The sequence below is a fragment of the Thiobacillus sp. genome, from assembly GCF_018780105.1.
Lineage (GTDB): Bacteria > Pseudomonadota > Gammaproteobacteria > Burkholderiales > Thiobacillaceae > Thiobacillus.
In genome coordinates, this window is sequence record NZ_JADMKC010000039.1 from 1 (window position 1) to 23,385 (window position 23,385).

24 protein-coding genes are annotated in these 23,385 nt (G+C 60.2%); 3 read left to right on the forward strand and 21 right to left on the reverse strand.

Features of this window, described 5'->3' with window-relative positions:
• The first annotated feature begins 325 nt into the window (after positions 1-325).
• Complete coding sequence (locus tag IV098_RS14225) at positions 326-1,234, forward strand: hypothetical protein (protein WP_296890211.1); 909 nt, start codon at positions 326-328, stop codon at positions 1,232-1,234.
• Between the two features lie 96 nt (positions 1,235-1,330).
• On the forward strand, positions 1,331-2,515 hold the full coding sequence (locus tag IV098_RS14230; protein WP_296890213.1) for a phospholipase D-like domain-containing protein: 1,185 nt from the start codon (positions 1,331-1,333) through the stop codon (positions 2,513-2,515).
• Positions 2,516-2,687: 172 nt separating this feature from the next.
• Here IV098_RS14230 and ureG read toward each other — a convergent pair whose 3' ends face one another.
• The 17 genes from ureG to IV098_RS14315 form a co-directional block, all read right to left on the reverse strand.
• Positions 2,688-3,308: an urease accessory protein UreG gene (gene ureG, locus IV098_RS14235; protein WP_296890215.1), complete on the reverse strand. Its 621-nt coding sequence runs from the start codon at positions 3,306-3,308 to the stop codon at positions 2,688-2,690.
• The gene (locus IV098_RS14240; RefSeq protein WP_296890217.1) at positions 3,305-3,973 is read right to left on the reverse strand and encodes an urease accessory protein UreF; all 669 of its coding nucleotides are present in this window, start codon (positions 3,971-3,973) and stop codon (positions 3,305-3,307) included. The genes ureG and IV098_RS14240 overlap by 4 nt, the downstream gene beginning before the upstream one ends.
• A complete protein-coding gene (gene ureE / locus IV098_RS14245; RefSeq protein ID WP_296890219.1) occupies positions 3,970-4,482 on the reverse strand; it encodes an urease accessory protein UreE in 513 nt (170 codons plus the stop codon). The genes IV098_RS14240 and ureE overlap by 4 nt, the downstream gene beginning before the upstream one ends.
• Positions 4,483-4,484: 2 nt before the next feature.
• Entirely contained in the window at positions 4,485-6,224 is a 1,740-nt protein-coding gene (ureC, locus tag IV098_RS14250; protein ID WP_296890221.1) for an urease subunit alpha, read from the reverse strand.
• A gap of 21 nt (positions 6,225-6,245) precedes the next feature.
• Positions 6,246-6,464, reverse strand: a complete 219-nt coding sequence (locus IV098_RS14255; RefSeq protein ID WP_296890223.1) for a HupE/UreJ family protein — start codon at positions 6,462-6,464, stop codon at positions 6,246-6,248.
• 17 nt (positions 6,465-6,481) lie between these two features.
• Positions 6,482-6,787, reverse strand: a complete 306-nt coding sequence (locus tag IV098_RS14260) for an urease subunit beta (protein ID WP_296890224.1) — start codon at positions 6,785-6,787, stop codon at positions 6,482-6,484.
• 9 nt (positions 6,788-6,796) lie between these two features.
• Entirely contained in the window at positions 6,797-7,099 is a 303-nt protein-coding gene (locus tag IV098_RS14265; protein ID WP_296890226.1) for an urease subunit gamma, read from the reverse strand.
• 10 nt (positions 7,100-7,109) lie between these two features.
• On the reverse strand, positions 7,110-7,970 hold the full coding sequence (locus IV098_RS14270; RefSeq protein ID WP_296890228.1) for an urease accessory protein UreD: 861 nt from the start codon (positions 7,968-7,970) through the stop codon (positions 7,110-7,112).
• A 264-nt stretch (positions 7,971-8,234) separates the two neighbouring features.
• Positions 8,235-8,630 (reverse strand): zinc ribbon domain-containing protein, encoded by a 396-nt coding sequence (locus tag IV098_RS14275; protein ID WP_367114188.1) that lies wholly within the window; start codon positions 8,628-8,630, stop codon positions 8,235-8,237.
• Positions 8,587-9,816 carry a formamidase gene (gene fmdA / locus IV098_RS14280; protein WP_296890232.1) on the reverse strand — a complete coding sequence of 410 codons (1,230 nt, stop codon included), beginning with the start codon at positions 9,814-9,816 and terminating at the stop codon, positions 8,587-8,589. Before fmdA ends, IV098_RS14275 begins: the two co-directional genes overlap by 44 nt.
• A 35-nt stretch (positions 9,817-9,851) precedes the next feature.
• Entirely contained in the window at positions 9,852-10,541 is a 690-nt protein-coding gene (urtE, locus tag IV098_RS14285) for an urea ABC transporter ATP-binding subunit UrtE (RefSeq protein ID WP_296890234.1), read from the reverse strand.
• Between the two features lie 12 nt (positions 10,542-10,553).
• Positions 10,554-11,297: an urea ABC transporter ATP-binding protein UrtD gene (urtD, locus tag IV098_RS14290; RefSeq protein WP_296890236.1), complete on the reverse strand. Its 744-nt coding sequence runs from the start codon at positions 11,295-11,297 to the stop codon at positions 10,554-10,556.
• On the reverse strand, positions 11,294-12,490 hold the full coding sequence (gene urtC, locus IV098_RS14295; protein ID WP_296890238.1) for an urea ABC transporter permease subunit UrtC: 1,197 nt from the start codon (positions 12,488-12,490) through the stop codon (positions 11,294-11,296). The genes urtD and urtC overlap by 4 nt, the downstream gene beginning before the upstream one ends.
• A 13-nt stretch (positions 12,491-12,503) precedes the next feature.
• Positions 12,504-13,418, reverse strand: a complete 915-nt coding sequence (urtB, locus tag IV098_RS14300) for an urea ABC transporter permease subunit UrtB (RefSeq protein WP_296890240.1) — start codon at positions 13,416-13,418, stop codon at positions 12,504-12,506.
• Positions 13,419-13,471: 53 nt separating this feature from the next.
• Positions 13,472-14,668, reverse strand: a complete 1,197-nt coding sequence (gene urtA / locus IV098_RS14305) for an urea ABC transporter substrate-binding protein (RefSeq protein ID WP_296890242.1) — start codon at positions 14,666-14,668, stop codon at positions 13,472-13,474.
• Between the two features lie 607 nt (positions 14,669-15,275).
• The gene (locus IV098_RS14310; protein WP_296890244.1) at positions 15,276-16,316 is read right to left on the reverse strand and encodes an aliphatic amidase; all 1,041 of its coding nucleotides are present in this window, start codon (positions 16,314-16,316) and stop codon (positions 15,276-15,278) included.
• Positions 16,317-16,920: 604 nt separating this feature from the next.
• Entirely contained in the window at positions 16,921-18,042 is a 1,122-nt protein-coding gene (locus IV098_RS14315) for a porin (RefSeq protein ID WP_296890246.1), read from the reverse strand.
• Between the two features lie 213 nt (positions 18,043-18,255).
• Here IV098_RS14315 and IV098_RS14320 point away from each other — a divergent pair, with 213 nt between their 5' ends.
• A complete protein-coding gene (locus tag IV098_RS14320) occupies positions 18,256-18,816 on the forward strand; it encodes a hypothetical protein (protein ID WP_296890248.1) in 561 nt (186 codons plus the stop codon).
• Positions 18,817-19,023: 207 nt separating this feature from the next.
• On the opposite strand, the gene IV098_RS14325 is transcribed toward IV098_RS14320, so the two are convergent.
• The 4 genes from IV098_RS14325 to IV098_RS14340 form a co-directional block, all read right to left on the reverse strand.
• Positions 19,024-19,398 (reverse strand): RidA family protein, encoded by a 375-nt coding sequence (locus IV098_RS14325; RefSeq protein ID WP_296890250.1) that lies wholly within the window; start codon positions 19,396-19,398, stop codon positions 19,024-19,026.
• A gap of 123 nt (positions 19,399-19,521) precedes the next feature.
• Positions 19,522-20,763, reverse strand: a complete 1,242-nt coding sequence (locus IV098_RS14330; RefSeq protein ID WP_296890252.1) for an acetamidase/formamidase family protein — start codon at positions 20,761-20,763, stop codon at positions 19,522-19,524.
• Positions 20,760-22,400 (reverse strand): amino acid ABC transporter permease/ATP-binding protein, encoded by a 1,641-nt coding sequence (locus IV098_RS14335; RefSeq protein WP_296890254.1) that lies wholly within the window; start codon positions 22,398-22,400, stop codon positions 20,760-20,762. The genes IV098_RS14330 and IV098_RS14335 overlap by 4 nt, the downstream gene beginning before the upstream one ends.
• Positions 22,401-23,321: an ABC transporter substrate-binding protein gene (locus IV098_RS14340; RefSeq protein ID WP_296890256.1), complete on the reverse strand. Its 921-nt coding sequence runs from the start codon at positions 23,319-23,321 to the stop codon at positions 22,401-22,403.
• Positions 23,322-23,385 lie beyond the last annotated feature (64 nt).

The window sequence follows — 23,385 nt, forward strand, 5'->3', positions numbered from 1 at the left end:
AAACGCCCGCCGAACGATTTCACCAATCCGTTGCATCCACCGGTTGAATTCGCAGGCCAAGAGCAGCCAGTGAAATTGGCCCCAAGCGACATGGAGGACACCATTCCACTATGAGATTCGCTCTTGATGGTTGAGGTAAAAAATCAGGCGCATAATCCGGCAGACCCAGTCTCCTATGCATAACGTAATAAAGAGATAACCGGGCCAACATCCATAGAAAAATCAATACGGTAGACCGAGAAAATGCCTGTCTCTTTATTATAAAGTCGTCCGGACCCATGGGTCTCCCTATTAACTGTTCGGCGTCTTAGAAGCAGAGGGTCAAATGATGACAGCAAGTGAATTTCTGACCGATGCAAAGAAGCTGATTCTGATGTCTTGCGGAGACATCGGTGAGCAAATGAATGAGTTGGAGGTAATTCACGCAACGACATTCTTTTCGATCGGCATTGAGCGCCTATTGAAGTTCGTCTTAGCCGATATAAACCCCGTATTCGCTTTAACGAACGGGGATTTCAAGAATGCTGCCCCATGTCTCTACAAGCACAAGTTCGTAAATGGCGATCAGCATGGCGTTACTTCGAGCAAGCCAGATACAGACGTTGTGTCCTTTAGGGTTGCCATGCAGCGTGCGTTGATTTTCTCTACCGGGGTTAAGGAAAACAGCCAGCTATTATTTTCACTTGCAAACTATCGAGACATACTCGCCCATCGCCCACTGTCCGAGCTAGACATCGTCAAGGCCAATCGCCTATTAGCCAAGGATGGTTACAAGTTGGTAAATGACATTTGCTCTGAGCGCTCGCTTTCGGTTCAGGAGTTCTTTGGCACGAATCATGACCGTCTCCGTGGCCTAAGTCGCAAAATACAAAGCGAAGAAGATTTTTCGAGAGAGATGGCAACTCGAATTGAGCAGCATAGGGCTCTTTGGCTTAGTAGGGCGTCGCAACTAGAGTTCATAAAGCAAGCGACCGACATCACCGAGTCTTTACTTGCCAGTTCCGGCCACGATTTCAGTTACGTTCCATTTACATGCCCAGCATGCGCTCAAGAGGCTGTCGCCAGGATTGAGCCAGACTACGATTACGATCCTGCGGAGAAGACGTCGTACGTCACTGGTGTTTTTGTGGATAGCATCACCTGCTATTTCTGCGGCCTCAAACTGCAAGACTATGAGGAGTTGAATTACGTTGATGCAAATTCAATTTTCGAGGATGGCCATGACCTCGTCTAGTAGTCATAGACGCCGAACCCATCATTCCACCGGACCTGCGCGAAAAGCCGCGCAGGTCAGTGAATTCAAACGTTATGCCTCAGGAGCACGCTTGACATGAAGCTCATCATTACGAATGCCGACCTAAGAACCAACCTTTCTCGGCTTACGAAGAAGTACGAAAATATTTCGTTTGCAGTCGCATGGGCATCTGCGGGAACTGAGATATTCGGAGAGTTAAGCGCAAATCGGAATCGCATACACAAAGCAGTCATCGGCACGCATTTCTATCAGACACATCCAGACGTTTTAGATGCATTCGCGGAGTCGAATGACGTCCGCTTCATACTTCAACCGAGAGGCGTGTTTCACCCAAAGATTTACATTTTCTGGAATCAGAAACACTGGGAAGTATTAATGGGCAGCGCAAATTTGACCGCTGGCGCTTTGACCAATAACGCTGAGGCGATGGTCTTGATTTCCGATAGTGATCAAGCCGCCTCGTCGCTAAAGGAAGATGTCGTAACGCTAATAGATAGCTACTGGGATGAAGCTCGTTCAGTTAGCAAAGCTGCAGCACTCAGCTACCGCGCGCTTTGGGCGAAACAGCAGCCCGCTTTACGGCGACTGTCAGGCCAGTATGGTCAAACCTCCAAAAGCAAAGCCCCGGCTGACTCGGCAGTGATGGCCATGTCGTGGCCGCAGTTTTTTTCTCACGTTCAAAAGGACGCGCATCACGGATTTGAAAAGCGTTGTGACCTGCTAAAGCTAGTACGTACGGCATTTGAGACTACCAACCACTTCCAAGAAATGGAGCTTGGGTTACGAAAAACCATTGCCGGGCTACCCACCGACTTTAATGAACACTGGGGTTGGTTCGGAAGTATGAGTGGCGCTGGCTACTATCATCAGGCGGTGAACGATAACAATCCTCATATTTCGGCGGCGTTAGATGAAATTCCGCTAAATGGCCCAGTGTCCCGGGAGCACTACGAAGCCTATCTTGCAGAATTTGTTCAAGCATTCCCAAATGGGAGGCATGGCGTTGGAATTGCCAGTCGCTTACTGGCGTTAAAGCGGCCGGACTACTTCGTCTGCTTTGATTCAAAGAACAAAAAGGAACTTTGCCAAGACTTTGAGATAAAGCAGACCGGCATGGACTACGAGCGCTATTGGGAAGAGATCATCGAGCGCATTACAGATTCAGCATGGTGGAATGAACCTCGCCCCAGAAACGCGCTGGCTGGCACGGTGTGGGATGGTAGAGCCGCGATGTTGGATGCCATCTTTTATAGGCCATGAGGCATAACGCTTCATTCCAGGGGACGCTGAATGGCGCTTTGACCGTTAAGTGGCGATACCGGTCATATGGAGCGATCAGCCTGACAGGCCGCTTCGGCCGAACAAGAGCCGGTCGGACTTCGCAACCTGAACTTCCGCTTCTGGCTAATTTCAGCCACCAACACCCCACCCATCAAGCCGCCTGCAACATCCCCTCCCGCTCGATGAAGGCAATGATGTCCGCCAGCCCCTGCCCGGTCTTGAGGTTGGAAAACACGAACGGGCGTTCGCCGCGCATGCGTTTGGTGTCCTGATCCATCACTTCCAGCGAGGCGCCGACCATGGGGGCGAGATCGATTTTGTTGATTACGAGCAGGTCGGACTTGGTGATGCCGGGGCCGCCCTTGCGCGGGATTTTTTCGCCGGCAGCGACGTCGATGACGTAGATCGTGAGGTCGGACAGTTCGGGGCTGAAGGTGGCGGCGAGGTTGTCGCCGCCGCTTTCGACGAAGATGACGTCGAGGCCGGGGAAGCGCGTGTTGAGGCGGTCGACGGCTTCGAGGTTGATGCTGGCGTCTTCGCGGATGGCGGTGTGCGGGCAGCCGCCGGTTTCGACGCCGATGATGCGGTCGGCGGCCAGCGCTTCGTTGCGCACCAGGAACTGCGCGTCTTCTTCGGTGTAGATGTCGTTGGTGACGACGGCGAGGTTGTAGCGCGTGCGCAGGGATTGGCACAGGGCGAGCGTCAGCGCGGTTTTGCCGGAGCCGACGGGGCCACCGATGCCGACGCGCAGGGGCTGGGAACGATGAGTCATGAGCGGAACAGTCTCGTGTATTGGGTTTCGTGGCGACTGCTGGCGATGGAAAAAGCCGGCAGGAAGTTGGCGGTGGCGTCGAGCGGGCAGCACGCAGCGGCGGTGGCGAATTGCGGGATGCGTTCGCCCAGCGCCATCAGCATGCGCTGGCCGGCGGTTTGCCCGAGCGGAACGGCTTTGACGGCGGCCATGACCTGGTTTTCGGCCCAGGCCCACAGGTAGCCGCCGATGGCGTCGTGAGCGGGCACCGACCACGCGGCAGCGGCGCAACTCCAGGCCAGCGGAAAGCTCGGCTGGCTGAAGCCGGCCTGGGTGGGCGCGGTAAAACAGCCCAGGTCGGTGAGCAGGCGCGCCAGCGAGTAGCCCATTTGCAGGGTTTCTGCGCGCAGCTCCGCGCTTTCGCGGCTGGCGACGAATTCGGCGTCGAGTTCGGCCAGCCGTTTCATGTCCTTGTGTTCCCAAGCCGCCAGCATGTGCGCGAGGTAGACGGCCTCGAACCGCGCCAGGCCGAATTGCAGGCAATCGCTGATCCAGTTGAGCGCGCCGGCTTCGTTTTTGATCGTGCCGGTTTCCACGGCCCATTCCAGTCCTTGCGAATAGGTATACGCGCCCACCGGCAGGGTCGGGCTCACCAGATGCAGCAGGCGGATCAGGGCGGGGCTCATTTGCGGCCGAGCAGCATCATGTCGTGGATGCGCGGGCCGCGTCCTTCGCCGTCGGCGCTGTGCCCGTGCGGGTGGGCATGGCCGCCGTGGCCGCCATAGGCGCCGCTCTCGGGCTCGAACGGCGCTTCGGTCTCGACCACGTCCAGCCCCAGCCCGCGCACCATTTCGCCCAGCACATGGTCGCGCGAAAAGCGCACCAAGCCGGGCTGCAGCTCCACCGCCACGTGGCGGTTGCCCAGGTGATAGGCGGCGCGCGCCAACAGATGCGCGTCGTCGCTGCGCACGTCCATTACCTGTTCGGGTGCGGCCACCACTTCAACCACGCGGCCATCGTTGGCCAGCAGGCGGTCGCCGGCGCGCAGCACGGCACCGCGTTCGAGAAACAGGCCGGCTTCTTCGCCGCTGGCCAGCCGGGTGCGCAGCCGCGACTTGCAGCGCAGTTCGAACGGCAGTTGCAGTTGCTCGGTGGCGGCGGCGTTTTCGGGGGCGCGGTGTTCGATCAGGATCATGTTCAAAATAAGAAGTAGCGTTGCGCCATCGGCAGTTCGGTGGCCGGTTCGCATACCAGCAGCTCGCCGTCGGCGCGCACTGCGTAGGTTTCGGGGTCGACCTCAATCACCGGCGTGGCACTGTTGTGCAGCATGTCCCGCTTGCTCAGGGTGCGCGTGTTTTTCACTGCGATCAGCGGCTTGGCGAGATTGAGCGCGGCAACTTCGGGGTTGTCCAGCGCCGCCTGCGAGACGAAGGTGACGGAGGTTTTGAGCCCGCCGCCAAAGCTGCCGAACATGGGCCGGTAATGCACCGGCTGCGGCGTGGGAATGGAGGCATTGGGGTCGCCCATCGCCGCCGCTGCGATCATGCCGCCTTTGAGAATCAGGCTCGGCTTGACGCCGAAGAAGGCCGGCTTCCATAGCACCAGATCGGCCAGTTTGCCGGGCTCGATCGAGCCCACCACATGGCCGATGCCGTGGGTGATGGCGGGGTTGATGGTGTATTTGGCGATGTAGCGCTTGACGCGGAAATTGTCGTTGCGCGGGTTGGACTGAACTTCGCCCTCTCCTCCGTTCCCTGGGGCGGGAGGCAAAAAGCCGCGCTGCAGTTTCATCTTGTGCGCCGCCTGCCAGGTGCGGATGATTACCTCGCCCACCCGGCCCATCGCCTGCGAGTCGGACGACATCATGGAGAACGCGCCGAGGTCGTGCAGGATGTCCTCGGCGGCGATGGTCTCGCGGCGGATGCGGCTCTCGGCGAAGGCGATGTCCTCGGCAATCGCGGCATCGAGGTGGTGGCACACCATCAGCATGTCGAGATGCTCGTCGATGGTGTTGACGGTGAACGGCATGGTCGGATTGGTGGAACTCGGCAACACGTTGGGCATCGACGCCGCGCGGATGATGTCGGGCGCATGGCCGCCGCCCGCGCCTTCGGTGTGGAAGGTGTGGATGGTGCGTCCCTTGAACGCGGCCAGCGTGGTTTCGACGAAGCCCGATTCGTTGAGCGTGTCGCTGTGGATCGCCACCTGCACGTCCATCTCGTCGGCCACCGCGAGGCAGGTGTCGATCGCCGCCGGGGTGGTGCCCCAGTCCTCGTGCAACTTCAAGCCCATCGCGCCGGCGCGCACCTGTTCGCGCAGCGGTTCCGGCTGGCTGGCATTGCCCTTGCCGAGAAAGCCGAGGTTCATCGGGAACGCATCGGCCGCCTGCAGCATGCGGTGGATATGCCACGGCCCCGGCGTGCAGGTGGTGGCGAAGGTGCCGGTGGCCGGGCCGGTGCCGCCGCCGAGCATGGTGGTCACCCCGCTCATCAGCGCTTCCTCGATCTGCTGCGGGCAGATGAAATGGATGTGACTGTCGATGCCGCCCGCGGTGACGATCATGCCCTCGCCGGCGATGATCTCGGTGCCCGCGCCGATGGCGATGTCGACGCCCGGCTGCACGTCGGGATTGCCGGCCTTGCCGATGGCGGAGATGGTGCCGCCCTTGAGCCCGATGTCGGCCTTGATGATGCCCGCCACGGCATCGACGATGAGCGCGTTGGTGATGACGGTGTCGGCCACGTCGGCCGCCACGCGCTGGCCCTGTCCCATGCCGTCGCGGATCACTTTGCCGCCGCCGAATTTCACTTCCTCGCCGTAGATCGTATGGTCGTGTTCCACCTCGATCCACAGTTCGGTGTCGGCCAGGCGCACCCGGTCGCCCACGGTGGGGCCGAACATTTCCGCATAGGCTTGCCGGCTGATGCTAACGGGCATGACGGTCTCCTGTTGGCCGGGTTAGCGGCGCTTGGCCAGAATTCTGGCCGCAGTGCGGCGGCGGAAAAACCGTGCCCCCGCAACACCAACCACCACGGCAATGAGCGCCATGGCCAGATGATCCGGCTCGCTCAGCAGATGCGCGATGGCGTCTAGCATGCCGCCGTGGTGTTCACCCGGATGAGCGTAGGCAAACGAGGTAAACAACATCATGAGCAGTGCGGAAAATGTGTGTTTCATATCGATCTTTCCTGTTGTTAAAGAGAACCCATGATCCTGCCCTGAAAGCCGTACACCTTGCGCTCGCCCGCATAGGCCACGAGTTCCACCGTGCGCGTCTGGCCCGGCTCAAAGCGCACTGCGGTGCCTGCCGCGATGTTCAGGCGCATGCCGCGCGCCCGTTCACGATCGAATGCCAGCGCGGTGTTGGTTTCATGAAAGTGGTAGTGGGAGCCGACCTGGATTGGACGATCGCCCGTATTGGCCACTTCCAGCACATGTGTAGCGCGACCGACATTGAGTTCGATCTCGCCTGGCTGAGTCTGCATTTCACCTGGGATCATGCGCCGCTCCTAAATGATGGGGTGATGAACGGTGACGAGCTTGGTGCCGTCGGGGAAGGTGGCTTCGACCTGGATCTCCGGAATCATTTCCGCCACGCCCTCCATCACGTCCGCGCGCGACAGCAGCGTGGTGCCGTAGCTCATCAACTCGGCCACGCTGCGGCCGTCGCGCGCGCCTTCGAGAATGCCGGCGGTGATGAAGGCCACCGCTTCCGGGTAATTGAGCTTGAGGCCGCGCGCACGGCGGCGTTCAGCCAGCAGCGCGGCGGTAAAAATCAGCAGCTTGTCTTTTTCGCGCGGGGTCAGTTCCATCGTGTTTGTCTCAAGTGTTCCAGATGCGCGGCATCTGCGCGTCGCGCCCGATCAGCGCGGGACGCAGCAGCTGCCACAAGGCAAAAAACCAGTGCCGCGCGGCTTCCGACGCATGCCCCAGATAGCGCGCCACCAGCAGATCGGGCAGCAGCGTGATGCCGCACTGCGCGCCGCCTTCCAGCAGCGGCACCGCCCGGCAGGCGGCCAGCAATCCGGGTTCGATGCGCGGCGCGGCGACCAGCAGCGTGCCGCTGACGCTGAAGCCCGCCAGCCCGGCTGCGGACGTCTGCAGACCGCAACCGCCATCGAGCCGCCCGCGTTCCAGCCACAGCGGTTGCCCGCCGCGCTGCACCCGGGTATCGAGCTGCAGCGCGCCCTGTGCAAAAGTCTCGCCGGAAGCGCGGCGGCCCAGGCACAGCACTTCCATGCCGATGAAGCGTGCTGCCGCATCGAGTTCGATCCGGCTCTGCATGTCCGCGCGCGCCGCGTCGAACACGATGCCCTCCTGCGGCAGCCATTCCAGCGTGGCGTCCGCGCCCACGGCAAAATCCAGCCGCTGCTTCGCCCAAGGGCCGGCGCTGCGATACCACTTGCCTGCGCCCGGCGTGGTGAGCAGGGCATGTGCGCCGGCGTCCACCTTCACGGCGATGTGAAGGTCGTCGCCCCCGGCGATGCCGGACGGCGGATGCAGCACGATCGCATGGCAGACGCCCTCGCCTTCCGGGTAGAGCGCTTTCTGCACCCGCAGCGGACCGACATGCTCGCGCCGCGCCAGGATCGTGGCAGCGTCGCGCCGCTGGAAATCCAGCGCCAGGCGGGCATGCCAGGTAGGGTCAGGCGCTACGTCAAGGGAGGGTGCGGCAAGATTCATCGCCGCATCATACCGACAGCAAATCCCTCACTCCATCCGTCTCCCTGTCGGCGCCGTGTTTGCTGATCACGCGGCATTCCATCAGCAGATACGGATTGAGTGTGCCTGCACGGAACGGGCTTTAACGCCCTCAATCGACTTCGATCACGCGCGGCGCGGCCCGCACCGTGGCAAGGTTGCCTTCGGCTCGCGCAGCGCTTGCGTGCAGCAGATTCACCCGATTAAAAAGGGACGGTAGTCTATTTTTCATTACGTGCTCAAGGCCTAATGACTAATCATCCAGGGCCGCTTGCCCGGAAAACTTTTCTCTCCGCTTGGCGCGGTAAACGTGGCTTTCGACTTACCGCTACCGCACCCGCAGCCAGGACCATGAACATGCTTGGTCTCGCTTTGCGAAGCGAGGCGAGGTTCGTGCCGCGCACGTTCATTGGTGGCGTGGGCAAGTCGGCGGTCGGCCGACATACCGGAGAAGGCCGGCGGCGTGATCCACGCGCGAGCGGAGAGCGCGGCGCAGCCGGGACAGGGCGCAGGCGTCGCCGACTCGCTCATGGGCCGCATGGCGCTGAACGGGCCGCATTCGGGACAGAGGTATTCGTAGATCGCCATCGCCGTGATCTCAAAGATCGGGGGAAAGGGGCATGTCGATGCCACCCATGTCATGGATGACCGGACCGCTGGCGTTGGGCATGATGTCGAACTCGAAGATGTCGGTTGGCAACCACAGCGTCGCGCAGGCATTGGGGATGTCAACGACGCCGCTGATATGACCCTGAACCGGGGCGGTGCCGAGAATCGAATACGCTTGCGCCTTGCTGTAGCCGAACTTGGTCAGATATTCGATGGCGTTCAGACACGCCTGGCGATAGGCGACATGGACGTCGAGGTAATGCTGCTTGCCCCACTCGTCAACCGAGATGCCTTCGAAGATCAGGAAGTCGTCGTACTTGGGCGTAATCGGGCTCGGTTTGAAGATCGGATTCTTGATCCCGTATTTCGCCATGCCGCCCTTGATCAGGCTCACCCGCAGGTGCAGCCAACCGGCCATTTCGATCGCACCGCAGAAGGTGATTTCGCCGTCGCCCTGGGAGAAATGCAGGTCACCCATCGACAGGCCGCCGCCCTTCACATAGGTCGGGAAAAAAATCCGCGAGCCGCGCGACAAATCCTTGATGTCGCAGTTGCCGCCGTGTTCGCGCGGCGGCACCGTGCGCGCGCCCTCGGCGGCGGCCTTGTCGCGCGCCTCGCCCTTCATCTTGCCCATGTGCGCGCTCTTGGTGGTGGGCGGCGCGCCGAGCGGCGGGACGCGGTCGGGCTGGGTATTGATGAAGTCGACTTCGCGGGTGTTCCAGGTGTCGAGCATCGCCCGGTCGGGCAGGCAGCCGATGAGGCCAGGGTGGATCAATCCGGCGTATTTAACGCCCGGCACGTGGCGTGATTCGGTGAACATGCCCTTGATGTCCCAGACCGATTTTTGCGCGAGCGGGAAGTGGTCGGTCAGGAAACCGCCGCCGTTCTTCTTCGAGAAGAAGCCGTTGAAACCCCACAGGCTGTCGGGCTTGGCGCCGATATCAAGGATGTCGACGACCAGCAGGTCGCCCGGTTCGCAGCCTTCGATACCGATCGGCCCGGACAGGAAATGCACAGTAGTGAGATCGATATCACGCACGTCGTCGGCGGAATCGTTGTTCTGGATGTAGCCGCCGGTCCAGTCGTAGGTTTCGATGACGAAGTCGTCACCCGGCTTGACCCACGCGACAATGGGGATGTCGGGGTGCCAGCGGTTGTGGACCAGTTCGTTGTCGTAGGGCGACTGCTTGAGGTCGACTTTGATGAGGGTTTCAGGCACGGCGGGTCTCCTTGGGTTGAGCGGTTGGAACGAACTTAGACGGACAGGAACTGCTTGATGTGGGCGGCGTCGGTATCGGCACGCGAGGTTTCATGCACCAGCCGTCCGCCTTCGATGACGAGCAGCCGGTCGGCAACGTCCATCGCGAACGACAGCACCTGCTCCGAGACGACGATGGTGATTTCACGCATCTTGCGGATCTCGTTCAAGGCTTTCGCGATGTCCTTGATGATCGACGGCTGGATGCCTTCGGTCGGTTCGTCGAGCAGCAAAACCTTGGGATTGGTCACCAGCGCGCGGGCAATGGCGAGTTGCTGCTGCTGCCCGCCGGAAAGGTTGCCGCCCTTGCGGCGACGCATGTCCCACAGCACGGGAAACAGCGCGTAGATTTCTTCCGGCACCAGTTTGTTCTTGGTGTGCGTCATCCCGGTCTCGATGTTCTCCTCGACCGTCAGCGTCGGAAAGATCATCCGCCCCTGCGGCACATAGGCGATGCCCTTGGCGACACGCCGGTAACTCTCGTCCCCGGAGACATCATTGCCGTCGATGGCAATGCTGCCGGATTTCAGGCCGAGAATGCCGATCAGCGACTTGAACAGCGTCGTCTTGCCCATGCCGTTGCGGCCCATGATGGCGACGGTCTCATTCCTGTTTGCGGCAAACGAGATGCCATGCAGCGCCTCGCTTTGCCCGTAGCTCACCACCAGATCGTTAACTTCCAGCATGACGATTTCCTTTCAATGGCCCAGATAAACGTCGATGACGCGTTCGTCCTTCTGCACCTGTTCCATGGAGCCTTCGGCGAGGATTTTTCCCTGGTGCATGACGGTTACCTTGTGCGCGATGCGCTTGACGAACTCCATGTCGTGTTCGATCACGATCACCGAGCGGTTCTGGCAGATACGTTTCAACAATTCGGCAGTGAGGTCGCGTTCGCGTGCGCTCATCCCGGCGATCGGTTCGTCGAGCATCAGCAACTCGGGATCCTGCATCAGCAACATGCCGATTTCGAGCCACTGCTTTTCGCCGTGCGAGAGCAGGCCGGCTTCCATGTCGAGCTTGTCGGCCAGGCCGATTTCAGTCGCCACTTCCTGCACGCGGCTACTGACGTCATCCGTGCATTTGAATGCCAACGCACCGAACACACCGCGTCCGCGCGGAAACGACACTTCCAGGTTCTTGAACACCGGCAGGTTTTCGTAGATCGACGGCGTCTGGAATTTGCGGCCGATGCCCGCACGCACAATCTTGTGTTCAGCCTGCCCGAGCATTTCCTCGTTCTTGAACTTGATGCTGCCGCCCGTCGCGCGGGTCTTGCCGCAGATCAGATCAAGCAGCGTCGTCTTGCCCGCGCCATTGGGGCCGATGATGACGCGCAGCTCGCCGCGGTCAAGGTAGAGGGTCAGTGTGTCGATTGCTTTGAAGCCATCGAACGAAACCGAAAGGTCTTCGATCGCAAGGACAAAATCGGTATTGCTCATGCAAGTTCTCCTTGGCCGCGTTCAGCATTCTTCACTGTGAGGCCGGGCGGCAGTGCGTCAAGCGTAGTGGGTGCCGGATGCTGCGCGGGCGCATCGACAGGTGCCGCAGCTACGGTCGATTTGCGTTTGCCGATACGCGGCTTGACGTAGGTTTCGTAGAGGCCGGCAAGACCGTTGGGAAACGCCAACACGACGCCGATGAAGAGCGCGGCCATCAGGTACAGCCACAATTCGGGGAAACTTTCCGAGAAATAGGTCTTTCCTGCGTTGACCAGCAGGGCTCCATACACCGCACCGATCAGGCTCATGCGGCCGCCGACGGCAGCGAAGATGACCATTTCGATACTCGGCACAATACCGACCAGCGACGGCGACATGAAGCCTACCTGGAGCGTAAACAGCGCCCCCCCGATACCGGCCAGCATCGCCGACAAACAGAACACGAAAACCTTGAACATCGATACGTCGTAACCGGAAAAACGCACCCGGTCTTCCTTGTCGCGCATCGCCAGCAGCAGGGTGCCGAGTTTGGAGCGCTGTATCCAGCCGCAGACGAGGATCGCCGCCAGCAGCAAGCCTGCGTTCACGAAATAGAGAATGACCTTGGCGCTGTCGGTGCGGATGTCCCAGCCATTGAGTGTTTTCAGGTCGGTGATGCCATTGACGCCGCCGGTGTAACCCTGCTGGCCGATGATGAGCACCGTCAGGATGAGCGTGACCGCCTGCGTGATGATCGCGAAGTACACCCCGCCGACACGGCGCTTGAACATGGCATAACCGATGACAAAAGCGAGAATCGCCGGTACCAGCACCACCGCGAGCAGCGCGAACGGCAGGTATTCAAACGGCACCCACCAGGCCGGCAGCGCAGTGAGCTGGTTCCAGTCCATGAAATCGGGAATACCCGGTGTCGATTGGATTTTGGTGGTGATCGGGTCGGACGCTTCGAGCTTCAGGAACATCGCCATGCAGTAACCGCCCAGCCCGAAAAACACGCCCTGCCCCAGGCTCAGGACGCCGCCGTAGCCCCACAACATCACCAGGCCGATGGCGACAAAGCCGTAAGAAAGGTACTTGCCGACGAGATTGAGACGGAAGTTATCGAACAGTAAAGGAAAGACAACGAGCAGCAGGCAGGCGAGCACGAGCCAGCTCGCAAGTCCATGTCGTTTGAACCAGGTGGTTGGGGTCATGCGTTTCTCCGGTTTAGCGACGAATCTTGGAGGCGAACAGCCCTTGCGGACGGATCATCAAAATGATGACGATCAGCAGCAGGGTGAGCACTTTGGCCATCGAGCCCGAGATAAAGAACTCGGCGATTGACTGCGTCTGCGCGATGCCGAACGCCGACGCGACTGTCCCCAGCAGACTCGCCGCGCCGCCGAAGGTGACGACGAGGAAGGCATCGACGATATAGAGCGAGCCGCTGGTCGGCCCGGTCGATCCGATCGTCGTGAACGCCGCGCCGGCGATGCCGGCGATGCCGCAGCCGATGGCGAAGGTGAGGCGGTCGGTGCGTTTGGTGTTGATGCCGACCGCGTTCGCCATCGCACGATTGGCGACGGTGGCGCGCACCTTCAGGCCCCAGCTTGAGCGGTACAGCGCGAGCAGGACGAAACCCGTCACCAGCAGCGTCACCATCATCACGAACAGGCCGTTGATCGGAATATCGAGCCCCTCGGCGGGCGACCATGAACCGAGCAGCCACTCGGGCAATGTCGGACTGACTTCGCGCGCGCCGAACACCGACCGAAAGGTCTGCTGCATCGCGAGCGACAAGCCCCAGGTGGCAAGCAGGGTGTCGAGCGGCCGTTTATATAAATGTCGGATCAGCGCCCACTCGGCGATCCAGCCGGCGATGAAGGCGAAGACGAAGGCAAGCAGAATCGCAAACGGAAAATACTCTTCCATGAACGATGGCGCGTAACGCTCGGTGAGCGTCGACGCTAAGTAAATGGTATAGGCACCGATGGTCATGAATTCGCCGTGCGCCATGTTGATGACGCCCATCTGGCCGAAGATGATCGCCAGTCCCAATCCCATCAGCAGCAGCACGGAAAACAGGCTCAAGCCTGCAAACCCCTGCATCATTGTGATATTGAAAATATCGGTCATCGACATGGTTCACTCCAGTCATTAAAAATGTGCGCCGCGGATTCGCGGCGCACGGGTGCTTACTGATAACCCTTGGGGAAAGGGTTGGGTTCGATCAATGCGGGGGACTCGGCGACGACCTTGAACTGGCCGTTGGGTTGCGCCAAGCCGATGCGCGCCTTGCTCCACAGGTGATGGTTGGGGTGTATCTTCACGTAGCCTTCCGGCGCGGTTTTCAACTCGATTCCCGCGGAGGCCGCGGCGATCTTGTCGACATCGAAGCTGCCCGCTTTTTCGACCGTGGCCTTCCATAACCACGGCCCGAGATAGGCCGCCTGCGTCACATCGCCGATCACCGCATTCGCTCCGTACTTGGCCTTGAAGGCTTTGACGAAGGCGATGTTGTTTGGGTTGTTCAGCGACTGGAAGTACTTCATGCTCGAGTAGAAGCCCTCGACGTTTTCGCCGCCGATGCCGAGCACTTCATCTTCCGTCACCGAGATCGTCAGCAGGAACTGCTTCTTGGCATTGATGCCGGCGGCTTTCAGCTGCTTGTAGAACGCGACGTTGGAACCGCCAACGACCGCGCAATAAACACAGTCGGGTTTCTTCAGCTTGATCTTGTTGATGAGGGAGTTGAAGTTGGTGTGGCCGAGCGGGTAATACTCTTCGCCGACGATGCTGCCCTTCTGGAAGTTTTCGATGTGCTTGCGCGCGATTTTCATCGAGGTGCGCGGCCAGATATAGTCCGACCCGACCAGGAAGAAAGTTTTGGCCTTCTTCTCCTTCTTCGCCCAGTCCAGCCCCCAGATAATCTGCTGGGTCGCTTCCTGTCCGGTGTAGATAACGTTCTTCGACTGCTCCAGACCTTCGTAGAAAGTCGGGTAGTAGAGCATGCCGTTTTCCTTCTCAAACACCGGCAACACCGCCTTACGCGACGCCGACGTCCAGCAACCGAAAACCGCCGCAACGTGATCGCTCACCAGCAATTTGCGCGCCTTTTCCGCGAAGGTCGGCCAGTCGGACGCACCATCTTCCTTGATGACCTTGATCTTGCGGCCGAGCACGCCGCCCATCGCATTGATCTGGTCAATCGCCAACTGCTCGGCCTGGATGGAACCGGTTTCCGAAATCGCCATGGTGCCGGTCGCCGAGTGCAACTGGCCTACCGTGACTTCGGTATCAGTAACCGCGAGATTCGTCGTATTGACCTTGGCGGTTGGAGGCGGTGCGCCAAAACCGAAACTGGGCAAGCCGACCAGCGGTAGCGCGGCCATACCTTGAAGGATTCGGCGCCGGGTTAAAAACGGATCGTGGGGTTCATCGAAATCGGACATCTGGGGCTCCTGTCAGCAGTGGATAAAGTCGTCTCGACTGGCGGTTTGAATCATGTTTTCCGCCAACGTGAAGACACCTTACTGACAATGGTGGGCGATCGAAATACGTAAAATGACGCATAGGCGAGAGGGCAGTAACGGGCATCGCAACCGCCACGAAAACAATGCCCTCAAGTCCGGTGCCGTCCCCGTCGAGCGGGGCATGAGCACGGCCTTGCCTGCGCAGAAAGACATCGACGCGCGCTGGACGAAGCAAGGCGGGCAGCAGGATGAAAGCGGGTGGAAGATCGCCTCCGCAAACCTTGCTCGCTGGATAAGGAGGCGTGGCAGGAAAAGATCGACAACCTGATCCGACCTGACAATCGGCACCGTCAAGCGGGACAATTGTCAGATCAGAACTGAATGTCTACACCCAATGCTCTGATGGCGTGCGTTGAGTACGCGCTTGCGCCCTCCACGCACCAGGCCTGTGTCACCCCGGCTTGGTGCGTGCACTCCCGCAGCGAGGCGCACCCGTTGCAGGTGACGCTTTTGCTGCGTTGACCGCTTAGCGGTGGCGTGGCGTGCTCTGGTTGGGAATGCCGTCGATCGGGCATTCATCGGTGCCGATGGTCGGGCGAGTGATCGCCTCGGCCATGGCGCGCGCGGCTTCGGGGTCGTTGACCCAAGTGCGGTAAAACGAATACGGCATCTCGGCAACGCCGCGCTCGCCATCGCCGGAGTTGATGACGCCGGTGTAGCCGCGGTGCAGGAGCTTGAACAGATGGTTCTGCGACTGACCGTTGCGGCGCGCATCGCGGATCAGCGACATGGACAACTCGGCGTACTGGATGCCGTTCTCTTCCTCGCCGCACTCGCCGAGCGTGCGGCCGTCGAAGCCGACAATGGCCGAATGGCCGAAATACGAATACACGCCGTCGAAGCCACTCGCGTTGGCGACCGCGACGTAGACGTTGTTCATCCACGCCATCGTTTTGGACACCATCACCTGCTGTTCCTTGGCCGGATACATATAGCCCTGGCAGCGCACGATCAGTTCGGCGCCCTTCATCGCGCAGTCGCGCCAGATTTCCGGATAATTTCCGTCGTCGCAGATGATGAGGCTGACCTTGAGTCCCTTGGGACCTTCAGAGACATAGGTACTGTCGCCGGGATACCAGCCCTCGATCGGGCACCACGGCATGATCTTGCGGTATTTCTGCACGATCTCGCCCTGGTCGTTCATCAATATCAGGGTGTTGTACGGAGCCTTGTCCGGGTGATTCTCGTGGCGCTCGCCGGTCAGCGAAAACACCCCCCATACCTTGGCTTTGCGGCAGGCCTCGGCAAATATCTCGGTTTCCTCGCCCGGCACGGTCGATGCGGTCGCGTACATCTCGTCGCGGTCGTACATGATGCCGTGGGTACTGTATTCGGGAAAAATCACAAGGTCCATTCCTGGAAGGCCGGACTTCATCCCGACGACCATGTCGGCGATAGCTCGGGCGTTGGCAAGCACCTCGGCGCGCGAGTGCAGGCGCGGCATTTTGTAATTTACGACTGCGACGCCGACACAATCGCGGCTGCTGGAAATATCTCCGTGTCTCATATTTTCTCCAAATAGACTCGCCGGCGTCATGCCGGGTTTCGGTTGAGCATGGTAGGGGCTAGTGCTGTCCAGGCGAATACGCAATTCGACGTAAGCCGGACCTGTCTGCCACGCAAACGATGGAACGCTTATTGCCTGATCAAGACGATCATGTTTATGGTTTTGCAGACGCCGGTGCTGATTTTGGTTTTCCGGGATCGACCTTCATTTCGCTCATACAGGCGAGTTTCACCTTCATTGTTGTGCGCGCTAATCGGTCATGATGGCGCTGGCGCGCGAACTGTATTTCGAGATTCCGCTGAGCACCCACGGCGTCAACCTGATCAGCCGCGTGCGGCCGACCACGCAGCCGGCGTGGCTGGCGCTGATGGTTTGAATGGCATGATGCCGGACAGGGAATGCAGGATGCCGACCTTGATGGGATCGGCGGCGAGGGCTGACAGGCCAGCCAAGCCCGACAATGTCAGCAGGCCTGAGGCACGGTCAATTTCATGAATTCACGACGGCTTGCGAGGTGAATTCCTGATGAAAAAGGGAAACTGCAATCTGGTTTTAAAGCCTCGACACGATGGGTGCAGCGCGGGGCCGCACCCATCCCGCGTCGTCAGAACTGGACTTGCAGCGCGACGGTGAATGCATCCACATCGCTGGCGCCGGTCACGTCCGTGTTCGAGTAAAAGCCGCTGAGCTGTGCGTTGTAGCCATCGATGACGTAGTTCACACCGAGGTCGTACTTCTTGGTGTCGATGTCGTTGTCCGGAGAAAATTTCTGGTAACGGACATACGGCTGGAACTGACCCCAACCCACTTTCTGCGTGAAGATGTAACCGACGCCAGCCGAGTAGGCCGTGCCCTGTTCGCTGAGGAAGACGTCGCTGGTGTCGTAGTCGTAACCCGCCGCTTCGATCGACAGCGCGCCGGGGCCGAGGTCCTTCTTCTCCAGCAGGAAATCGATGCTGTAGGACGCGTAATCGCCCGTTGCGGTAGCCGAATAGGCCCCGTTTTTCTGGCTCCGGCCGGCAATGCCGATCGCCAGAATGTCCTTGCTGCCCAAGTAGTTCCCGGTGCCGTAGTAGCCCGGCTCAGCGTCCCAGAAATCGACCTGAACCCGCCCGGCATACATCAGGCCATCCGAGCCGGTACGCGTACCGAGCGTGACCGGAGCAATCTGGAATGCGGTATTTCCTTCGAACATGCCAAACGAGTAGGCCAGCTTGCCATCCATCAGGCTGCCGACTACGGCGACGCCGTCGTCACGTCCGATGTGGCCACCGTTGTAGCCGTAGCGCGAAGCGACGCCCGACCAGTAGCCGCCCCCCAGCGAATAGTAAGGGCCGGCCATGTTGGCGCGGTCGCTGGGCGACAGGAAACGGCCCGCCCAGATCGTCAGCTCAGGCGCGATCGCAAACTGGACGTTCGCATCGATGACCTGGAAACCCTGGCCCGCGATATCCTTTTCGGTATTGAGCATGCCCTTGATGTTCTTGTTCAGCGAGCCCGACAGATAGATGCGGGCGCTGTCCAGGTTGAAGTCCTGCGAGCTGGACGTGCCGTTGGGCGCTGCGTTTTCGACGCTGCTGAAACTGCCGCGCATGCCGAACCCGACGCTGATGGATTTATCCTCACCAAAGGTGATCGTGCCGCCCGCGTGGGCGCTCATGGCTGGCAGCATGACCGCCGCCGCAATGGCCGTCAGTAGCTGGCTTCGTTTGAACTCAAATGTCATTTCAACTCCCCGTTGATTAAAAATACCGTCACCCGACTGCAGTGCCGGCCGCACCTTGACTGCCCGAAAATGCATTCAGCTTTTTGAACACGGTCTCAGGTTATCGAGGGCTCGCGGGGAGGGAAATAAGTCATCTTACGTATGCGGTTAAGGGACTGACTTTTAGATTGGATGTTAGATTTTCAGCATCGAAACACGACCCTGGAAGAGCCCATGAACACGACGCCGCATGTCACCCGAAACCGTTTTATTCGCAGCGGCTGCGGCCTGCTGCTGGCCGCACTGCTGTCGGGCGGCTGCGGCGAACTGGCCTACAAGCGCGGCGCCAGTGCGGGCGATCTGGAAGCTGCAAAAAAATCCTGCCAGGCGAACGCGGGCGATGCGACAGCGATCGAGAAATGCATGGCCGACAAGGGATGGGCCATCCAGAATCTGGACAAGATGGAGCCGCTGGATGAAGCCGACCCGGTGATCGAAGCCACCGCCCTGCCCAGCAACCAGAGAATCGAAAATGCAGCCAGCCTCCCGGCTGCCGTGCCGGCTGCGTCACCGGCCGCAGCAGCGGTCAAGAAAGCCCCCGACCTTCTGGACACTTTCAAGGTCAACTCGTGGTGGAAAACCGGCAGCGGCGCAGCCAGCCTGCAGGCGGATACAGACGCCTGCGTGGCCCGCCTGGGCGAAGCGCACCGGCCCGACGCTCAAACCCAGACGGTCACGCGCGGCCTGCTGCTGTGCATGAAAGAAAAAGGCTGGAGCGGCCTGCGCGAGAAATAGCGCGCCTCGTGCAAGCGGTGGTTTTCTCGTTTCATGATCGGGTTGCTGGATGACCTGAAATGAGTCGCCATCGTCCCATGCGCAGGATTCAGGTACGTCTGACGGACAGCACGCGGCCAGATGCGGGAGGTGGCAGCGCCATCGCTTTCAGCGGTACGCGACGTACCCCATCAAGGCTGCCGGAATTCGAGATTCGAGAGCCGGCGCCTAAGCGCGGCGCGCGATGAGGTCGATCTCCACGCGGGCACCTTTCGCTAGTCCGGTCACGCCAACACAGGTGCGCGCCGGTCGCCGCCCATCCGGGAAATAGCTTGCATAGACAGCGTTCATCACTTCGTAGTCATTTTCGAAGTGCGTAAGGAAAATCCTCACCGACAGCACATCATGCAAGGTGTATCCGCATCCGGTCAGGACCGTCTCCAGGTTCTTCATGACTTGGTGCGTCTGCGCTTCTATGCCCTCCGGATAGGGGGCTTCCAGCGAGGTATCGCTAAAGGGCATCTGCCCCGTCACGAATAACCAGCCCTCCCTTTCGACGGCGTGGCTGAATGGCGCGACCGGATCCGGCGCCCCGGAAATCATGTGAAAAATCGTTGTCACAGCTCAGTGCCCCTATCTCAATCACCCATAGAATTCATTAGCGCCGTCGGAAAAGCCATTCTTGCGAATGACCGCGTAGACGGCCCAGTTGCCATCGCATGCCAGCTAACGGCCGACGAAAACGTTCTTGCGGATTGAGCCGTGTACACCCCAGTTGGCATCGACGACCTGGGTCACGCCGAAGTCCGCCGCCACCGACAGCAGCGAGATCGCTTCGTCTTCACTCAGATGATGCACGGTCATCAAAAAACGTCGCAGCTTGCGGAAGGCGTCGCGCATGGCCTTGTCCAGGCTGGAGTGGTTCGCCACCTCGGTTTGGGCATTGGCGCCCAGTTCGGCCAGGTAGTTGGGGAACGTGAAGCCGTAGACGGACCATTGCGAGTCGGTTTCCAGAAGGGGGTGGGTCAAGCCCTCCAGAATCGTTCCGCCCAGATCGTTTTTCTTGTGCAGGATGAACTCGAAGTCCCCCGTGAGCGAGGTCTCGATCGCCGTGCCGCCCAACTCACTGTCGCCTTGTGCTGCATGCGGATCGCCCACAGAGAAGAAGGCGCCTGCGACTGCAACGGGGTAGTACATGCGCGCCCCCTTGCCGATGCGCCAGTCGTCGATGTTGCCGCCGGTGTAGCTCGGCGGGATTGAGCTGACGTAGTCCGACTCCGATGGCGCCAGTCCCATGGTGCCGAAATGCAGGCGCGCGGGCACCTTGACGTTGTGCAGGATGTTCTCGCGCTTGCGGATCAGTGAATGGTCTACCTTGACGCCGGGATAGTCGATCGTCGAATGAACGATGCCGTCTGGATCGGTCTGCGGCGTCCAGACGTAATTGTAGACGGCGCGGGCGAAGGGTTCTCCGGTGGTGTCGAGTTCGAAGATGGTGACGACTTCGCGCGGCTTCGGCTCCTCGATCAGGTCGTGGTAATGAAAGCCCCAGGAGGCAGCCACGTTGGATCCAAAGCAACGTCCGGCATGGCAGGCGCTGCAACTCGGACGGGGCCGCACATCCAGGATGCGAACCTCCAGCACGTCGCCAGGCTCGGCGCCTTCAATCGCCACGGGGCCGGTCAACAAATGCACGCCGACTCCCTCACCGGAACCCAGCTTGAACGGTCCTTCCGTGGGGCCGGCACCGCGACGCGGCACGGCTTTGTGTTCTCGCGTCCATTTAAATACGCTCTCTGCGCCCGGATCCCCCTCGATCATGCGTTCATGGTCGTCGTTCGCATGATGCGTCAGCGTCTCGATGGTGGCACGGTCGCCTGACTTCAGTGTCAGGGCCGGAGCAACCGCCTTGCTGAAATAGCCCCAATTTACGGTGGAGGGAGAGACGGGAAGAATGTGATGTTTCACGCTTTGACCTCGTAGATCGGCTGGTGGGTTGATTCGGTGTTGGCGCCCATGACGCTGAGGAACTTGGCTGTCAACGGATGGCGAGGTTGCGTCAGTACTTCGTGCGCGGGGCCTTCTTCGACGACAGAACCACCGCTGAGGAAGACGACGCGGTCCGCCACTTCTTCGGCGAATCGCAACTGGTGGGTGGAAATGATCATGGTCAAACCATCTTCGACAGCGAGCCGCCAGATGACATCCAGCACTTCGTTGACCAGTTCCGGGTCCAACGCAGAGGTAGGCTCGTCAAGCAGCAACACGCTGGGATTGGGCGCCAGCGCCCGGGCAATCGCCACACGCTGCTGTTGGCCACCGGACATGTGCCGAGGCAGCGCATCAACGCGATGACTCAGCCCCACGCGCTCCAGCAGTTCGCGCGCGCGCCGGTCGGCATCCTCTTGCGACATGCCATGCACCCATCGCAACGGCCCGGCAATGTTCTCCAGCGCCGTCAGATGGCTGAACAGGTTGAATTGTTGGAACACCATGCCAACGCCGACTGTGGCCCGCTCGTTTGCCAAGTCATGCTGGGTCATCAGCTGACCATTCGGGAGATAGCCGAGGCGCTTTCCTCCCACGTGGATCTGGCCCAGGTCCCAGCTCTCCAAGTGACTGATGCAGCGCAGAAGCGTGCTCTTGCCAGATCCGCTCGGACCCAGCAGCGCCACCACTTCCCCGGCGCGGACGACGAGGTCGAGCCCATCAAGCACAGATTGCTCGTCGTAGCGCTTGGACAATCCCGTGACGCGAACTGCCACCTCATGGCTGGCAAGCGAGAGGGATCGCTCCCCGGCAGACATCGCTGCTTTGGCTGGCACCGCCATCGCGTGGCCTGCTGTATCGGGCGAAGGGGGTTCCGATGGACCTTCCGGCGCGGCCCGTACCTTCGTCGCGGCCTGTTTCACGCGGCGCCACGGGAGCAGGCGAGCGAAACGGCTCTTCGATGCCGGCCGGTCCAGATCGAGCCCGTCTTCGACGAGCAGCTGGATCAAGCTGATGCCGCCGGTCAGTGCCAGATAAACCAGGCCCGAGGCAAGGAAGACGGAAAAGAAGTCGAAGGTGGAAGATGCGAGCTGTGTGCTGCGCAAGGTCAGTTCCTCGACGGCGATCACAGAGGCCAGCGAAGAGTTCTTCAATGCGCTGACCGACTCGCTGCCGAGCGCCGGCACCATGGTCCGGATCGCCTGGGGCGCGATCACGCGGCGCATCAACACCCCGGGCGTCATGCCCAGGGCCTGCCCCGCCGCGACCTGCCCCCGATCCACGCCGAGCACTCCGGATCGCAGCATCTCGGCGATGAACGGCGCCTCATTCAGGGCCAGGGCGAGGCCACCCGCAGCGATCGCCGTCAGCTTGATTCCGATGAGGGGAAGCGCGTTGTACGCAAAGACCATCTGAAGGATAAGCGGCGTGCCACGAAAAATGATCGAGTAGCCCCGCGCAACTGCAGCCAGCGGCGTAAAGCGGCTGAGCTGCATGCTGGCAAGAACCAATCCCACCACCAACCCGCCTGCCAGGCCCAGCCCGGTTACGGCCAACGTAAAGCCTATTCCCTTGAGCAGATATGGCAGAGTCAGATAGTGAAGGAAGAGGTCCATTTATTTCGCCACCACGAGGCGTGGAACTTCCAGGTTTTCGACCGGGATGGACCACTTCTGCAGCATCTTGGTTTGCAGGCCGGCCTTCTGGATTTCGACCAGCGCCGCCATGATGGCGTCACGGAACTCTTTATTGCCCTTGGGCACCGCGATGCCGACCGAGTAAGGCAGCGCCAGGGTGGCGGCCTTCTCGAGCTTGTCCGGATAGGCCTTGACCGCCTGGTCGACGGTGTTGACGTCGTTGATGTAGGTGTCGGCGCGACCTGCCATGATGGCTTGGATGCAGTTGGCATTGTTGTCGTACAGTTGAAGCACGGGCGCTGCTTTGCCGGCTGCCTTGCAAGCCGATGCGAGATTCTGGATCAGCGGCACCTCGACGTAGCCGGTGTTTTCGGCCGCCGTCGCACCGCACAAGGACTTGTCGATGCCGGTGATCTTCTTGGGGTTGCTCTTGGCCACCAGCACACCGTCGAACACCTTGGAATAGGTGATGAAGTCGGCGGCCCTGGCGCGCTCTTCGGTGGCATAGATATCGGAGATCACGATGTCAGCCTGACCGCTTCTCAGCGTGGTCAGCAAGGCCGCGAACGCGACCGGTTTATAGGCCATCTTGAAGCCGAGACAGCTGCCGATGGCCTCGCCCAGATCAATGTCGTAGCCGATGTATTTGCTCGGATCCTTGGGATCGATGGTTTCGTAACCAGGGGTGTGCGGGTTGATCGCGTTGACGAGCGTTTTGCCCTTGAACTGAGGATATTTCTTCTGCAAGGCCGTGCATGCTTCCGGCGCTGTCGGCGCCGCCTGGGCTTGCCCCGAGACTGCGAATGCCACGAGGAAAGCAGCGCTGATAGCAGCCTGGCGCAAGCTCATCCCAGCAGCTAAAACATCGGCACGTTTGTTCTTGAGCGGTCGTTCAGACATGTATTTCTCCTAAAAATTGACAGGGTGTGAAACGCGGTGCTGAAGAGCAGATAGCATGCCTTGT

Bases quoted from the DNA above. Each gene is read 5' to 3' on its own strand.
- IV098_RS14225 (WP_296890211.1), top strand. From the start codon at position 326: ATGATGACAGCAAGTGAATTTCTGACCGATGCAAAGAAGCTGATTCTG.
- IV098_RS14230 (WP_296890213.1), top strand. From the start codon at position 1,331: ATGAAGCTCATCATTACGAATGCCGACCTAAGAACCAACCTTTCTCGG.
- ureG (WP_296890215.1), bottom strand. From the start codon at position 3,308: ATGACTCATCGTTCCCAGCCCCTGCGCGTCGGCATCGGTGGCCCCGTC.
- IV098_RS14240 (WP_296890217.1), bottom strand. From the start codon at position 3,973: ATGAGCCCCGCCCTGATCCGCCTGCTGCATCTGGTGAGCCCGACCCTG.
- ureE (WP_296890219.1), bottom strand. From the start codon at position 4,482: ATGATCCTGATCGAACACCGCGCCCCCGAAAACGCCGCCGCCACCGAG.
- ureC (WP_296890221.1), bottom strand. From the start codon at position 6,224: ATGCCCGTTAGCATCAGCCGGCAAGCCTATGCGGAAATGTTCGGCCCC.
- IV098_RS14255 (WP_296890223.1), bottom strand. From the start codon at position 6,464: ATGAAACACACATTTTCCGCACTGCTCATGATGTTGTTTACCTCGTTT.
- IV098_RS14260 (WP_296890224.1), bottom strand. From the start codon at position 6,787: ATGATCCCAGGTGAAATGCAGACTCAGCCAGGCGAGATCGAACTCAAT.
- IV098_RS14265 (WP_296890226.1), bottom strand. From the start codon at position 7,099: ATGGAACTGACCCCGCGCGAAAAAGACAAGCTGCTGATTTTTACCGCC.
- IV098_RS14270 (WP_296890228.1), bottom strand. From the start codon at position 7,970: ATGAATCTTGCCGCACCCTCCCTTGACGTAGCGCCTGACCCTACCTGG.
- IV098_RS14275 (WP_367114188.1), bottom strand. From the start codon at position 8,630: ATGACATGGGTGGCATCGACATGCCCCTTTCCCCCGATCTTTGAGATC.
- urtE (WP_296890234.1), bottom strand. From the start codon at position 10,541: ATGCTGGAAGTTAACGATCTGGTGGTGAGCTACGGGCAAAGCGAGGCG.
- urtD (WP_296890236.1), bottom strand. From the start codon at position 11,297: ATGAGCAATACCGATTTTGTCCTTGCGATCGAAGACCTTTCGGTTTCG.
- urtC (WP_296890238.1), bottom strand. From the start codon at position 12,490: ATGACCCCAACCACCTGGTTCAAACGACATGGACTTGCGAGCTGGCTC.
- urtB (WP_296890240.1), bottom strand. From the start codon at position 13,418: ATGTCGATGACCGATATTTTCAATATCACAATGATGCAGGGGTTTGCA.
- urtA (WP_296890242.1), bottom strand. From the start codon at position 14,668: ATGGCCGCGCTACCGCTGGTCGGCTTGCCCAGTTTCGGTTTTGGCGCA.
- IV098_RS14310 (WP_296890244.1), bottom strand. From the start codon at position 16,316: ATGAGACACGGAGATATTTCCAGCAGCCGCGATTGTGTCGGCGTCGCA.
- IV098_RS14315 (WP_296890246.1), bottom strand. From the start codon at position 18,042: ATGACATTTGAGTTCAAACGAAGCCAGCTACTGACGGCCATTGCGGCG.
- IV098_RS14320 (WP_296890248.1), top strand. From the start codon at position 18,256: ATGAACACGACGCCGCATGTCACCCGAAACCGTTTTATTCGCAGCGGC.
- IV098_RS14325 (WP_296890250.1), bottom strand. From the start codon at position 19,398: ATGATTTCCGGGGCGCCGGATCCGGTCGCGCCATTCAGCCACGCCGTC.
- IV098_RS14335 (WP_296890254.1), bottom strand. From the start codon at position 22,400: ATGGACCTCTTCCTTCACTATCTGACTCTGCCATATCTGCTCAAGGGA.
- IV098_RS14340 (WP_296890256.1), bottom strand. From the start codon at position 23,321: ATGTCTGAACGACCGCTCAAGAACAAACGTGCCGATGTTTTAGCTGCT.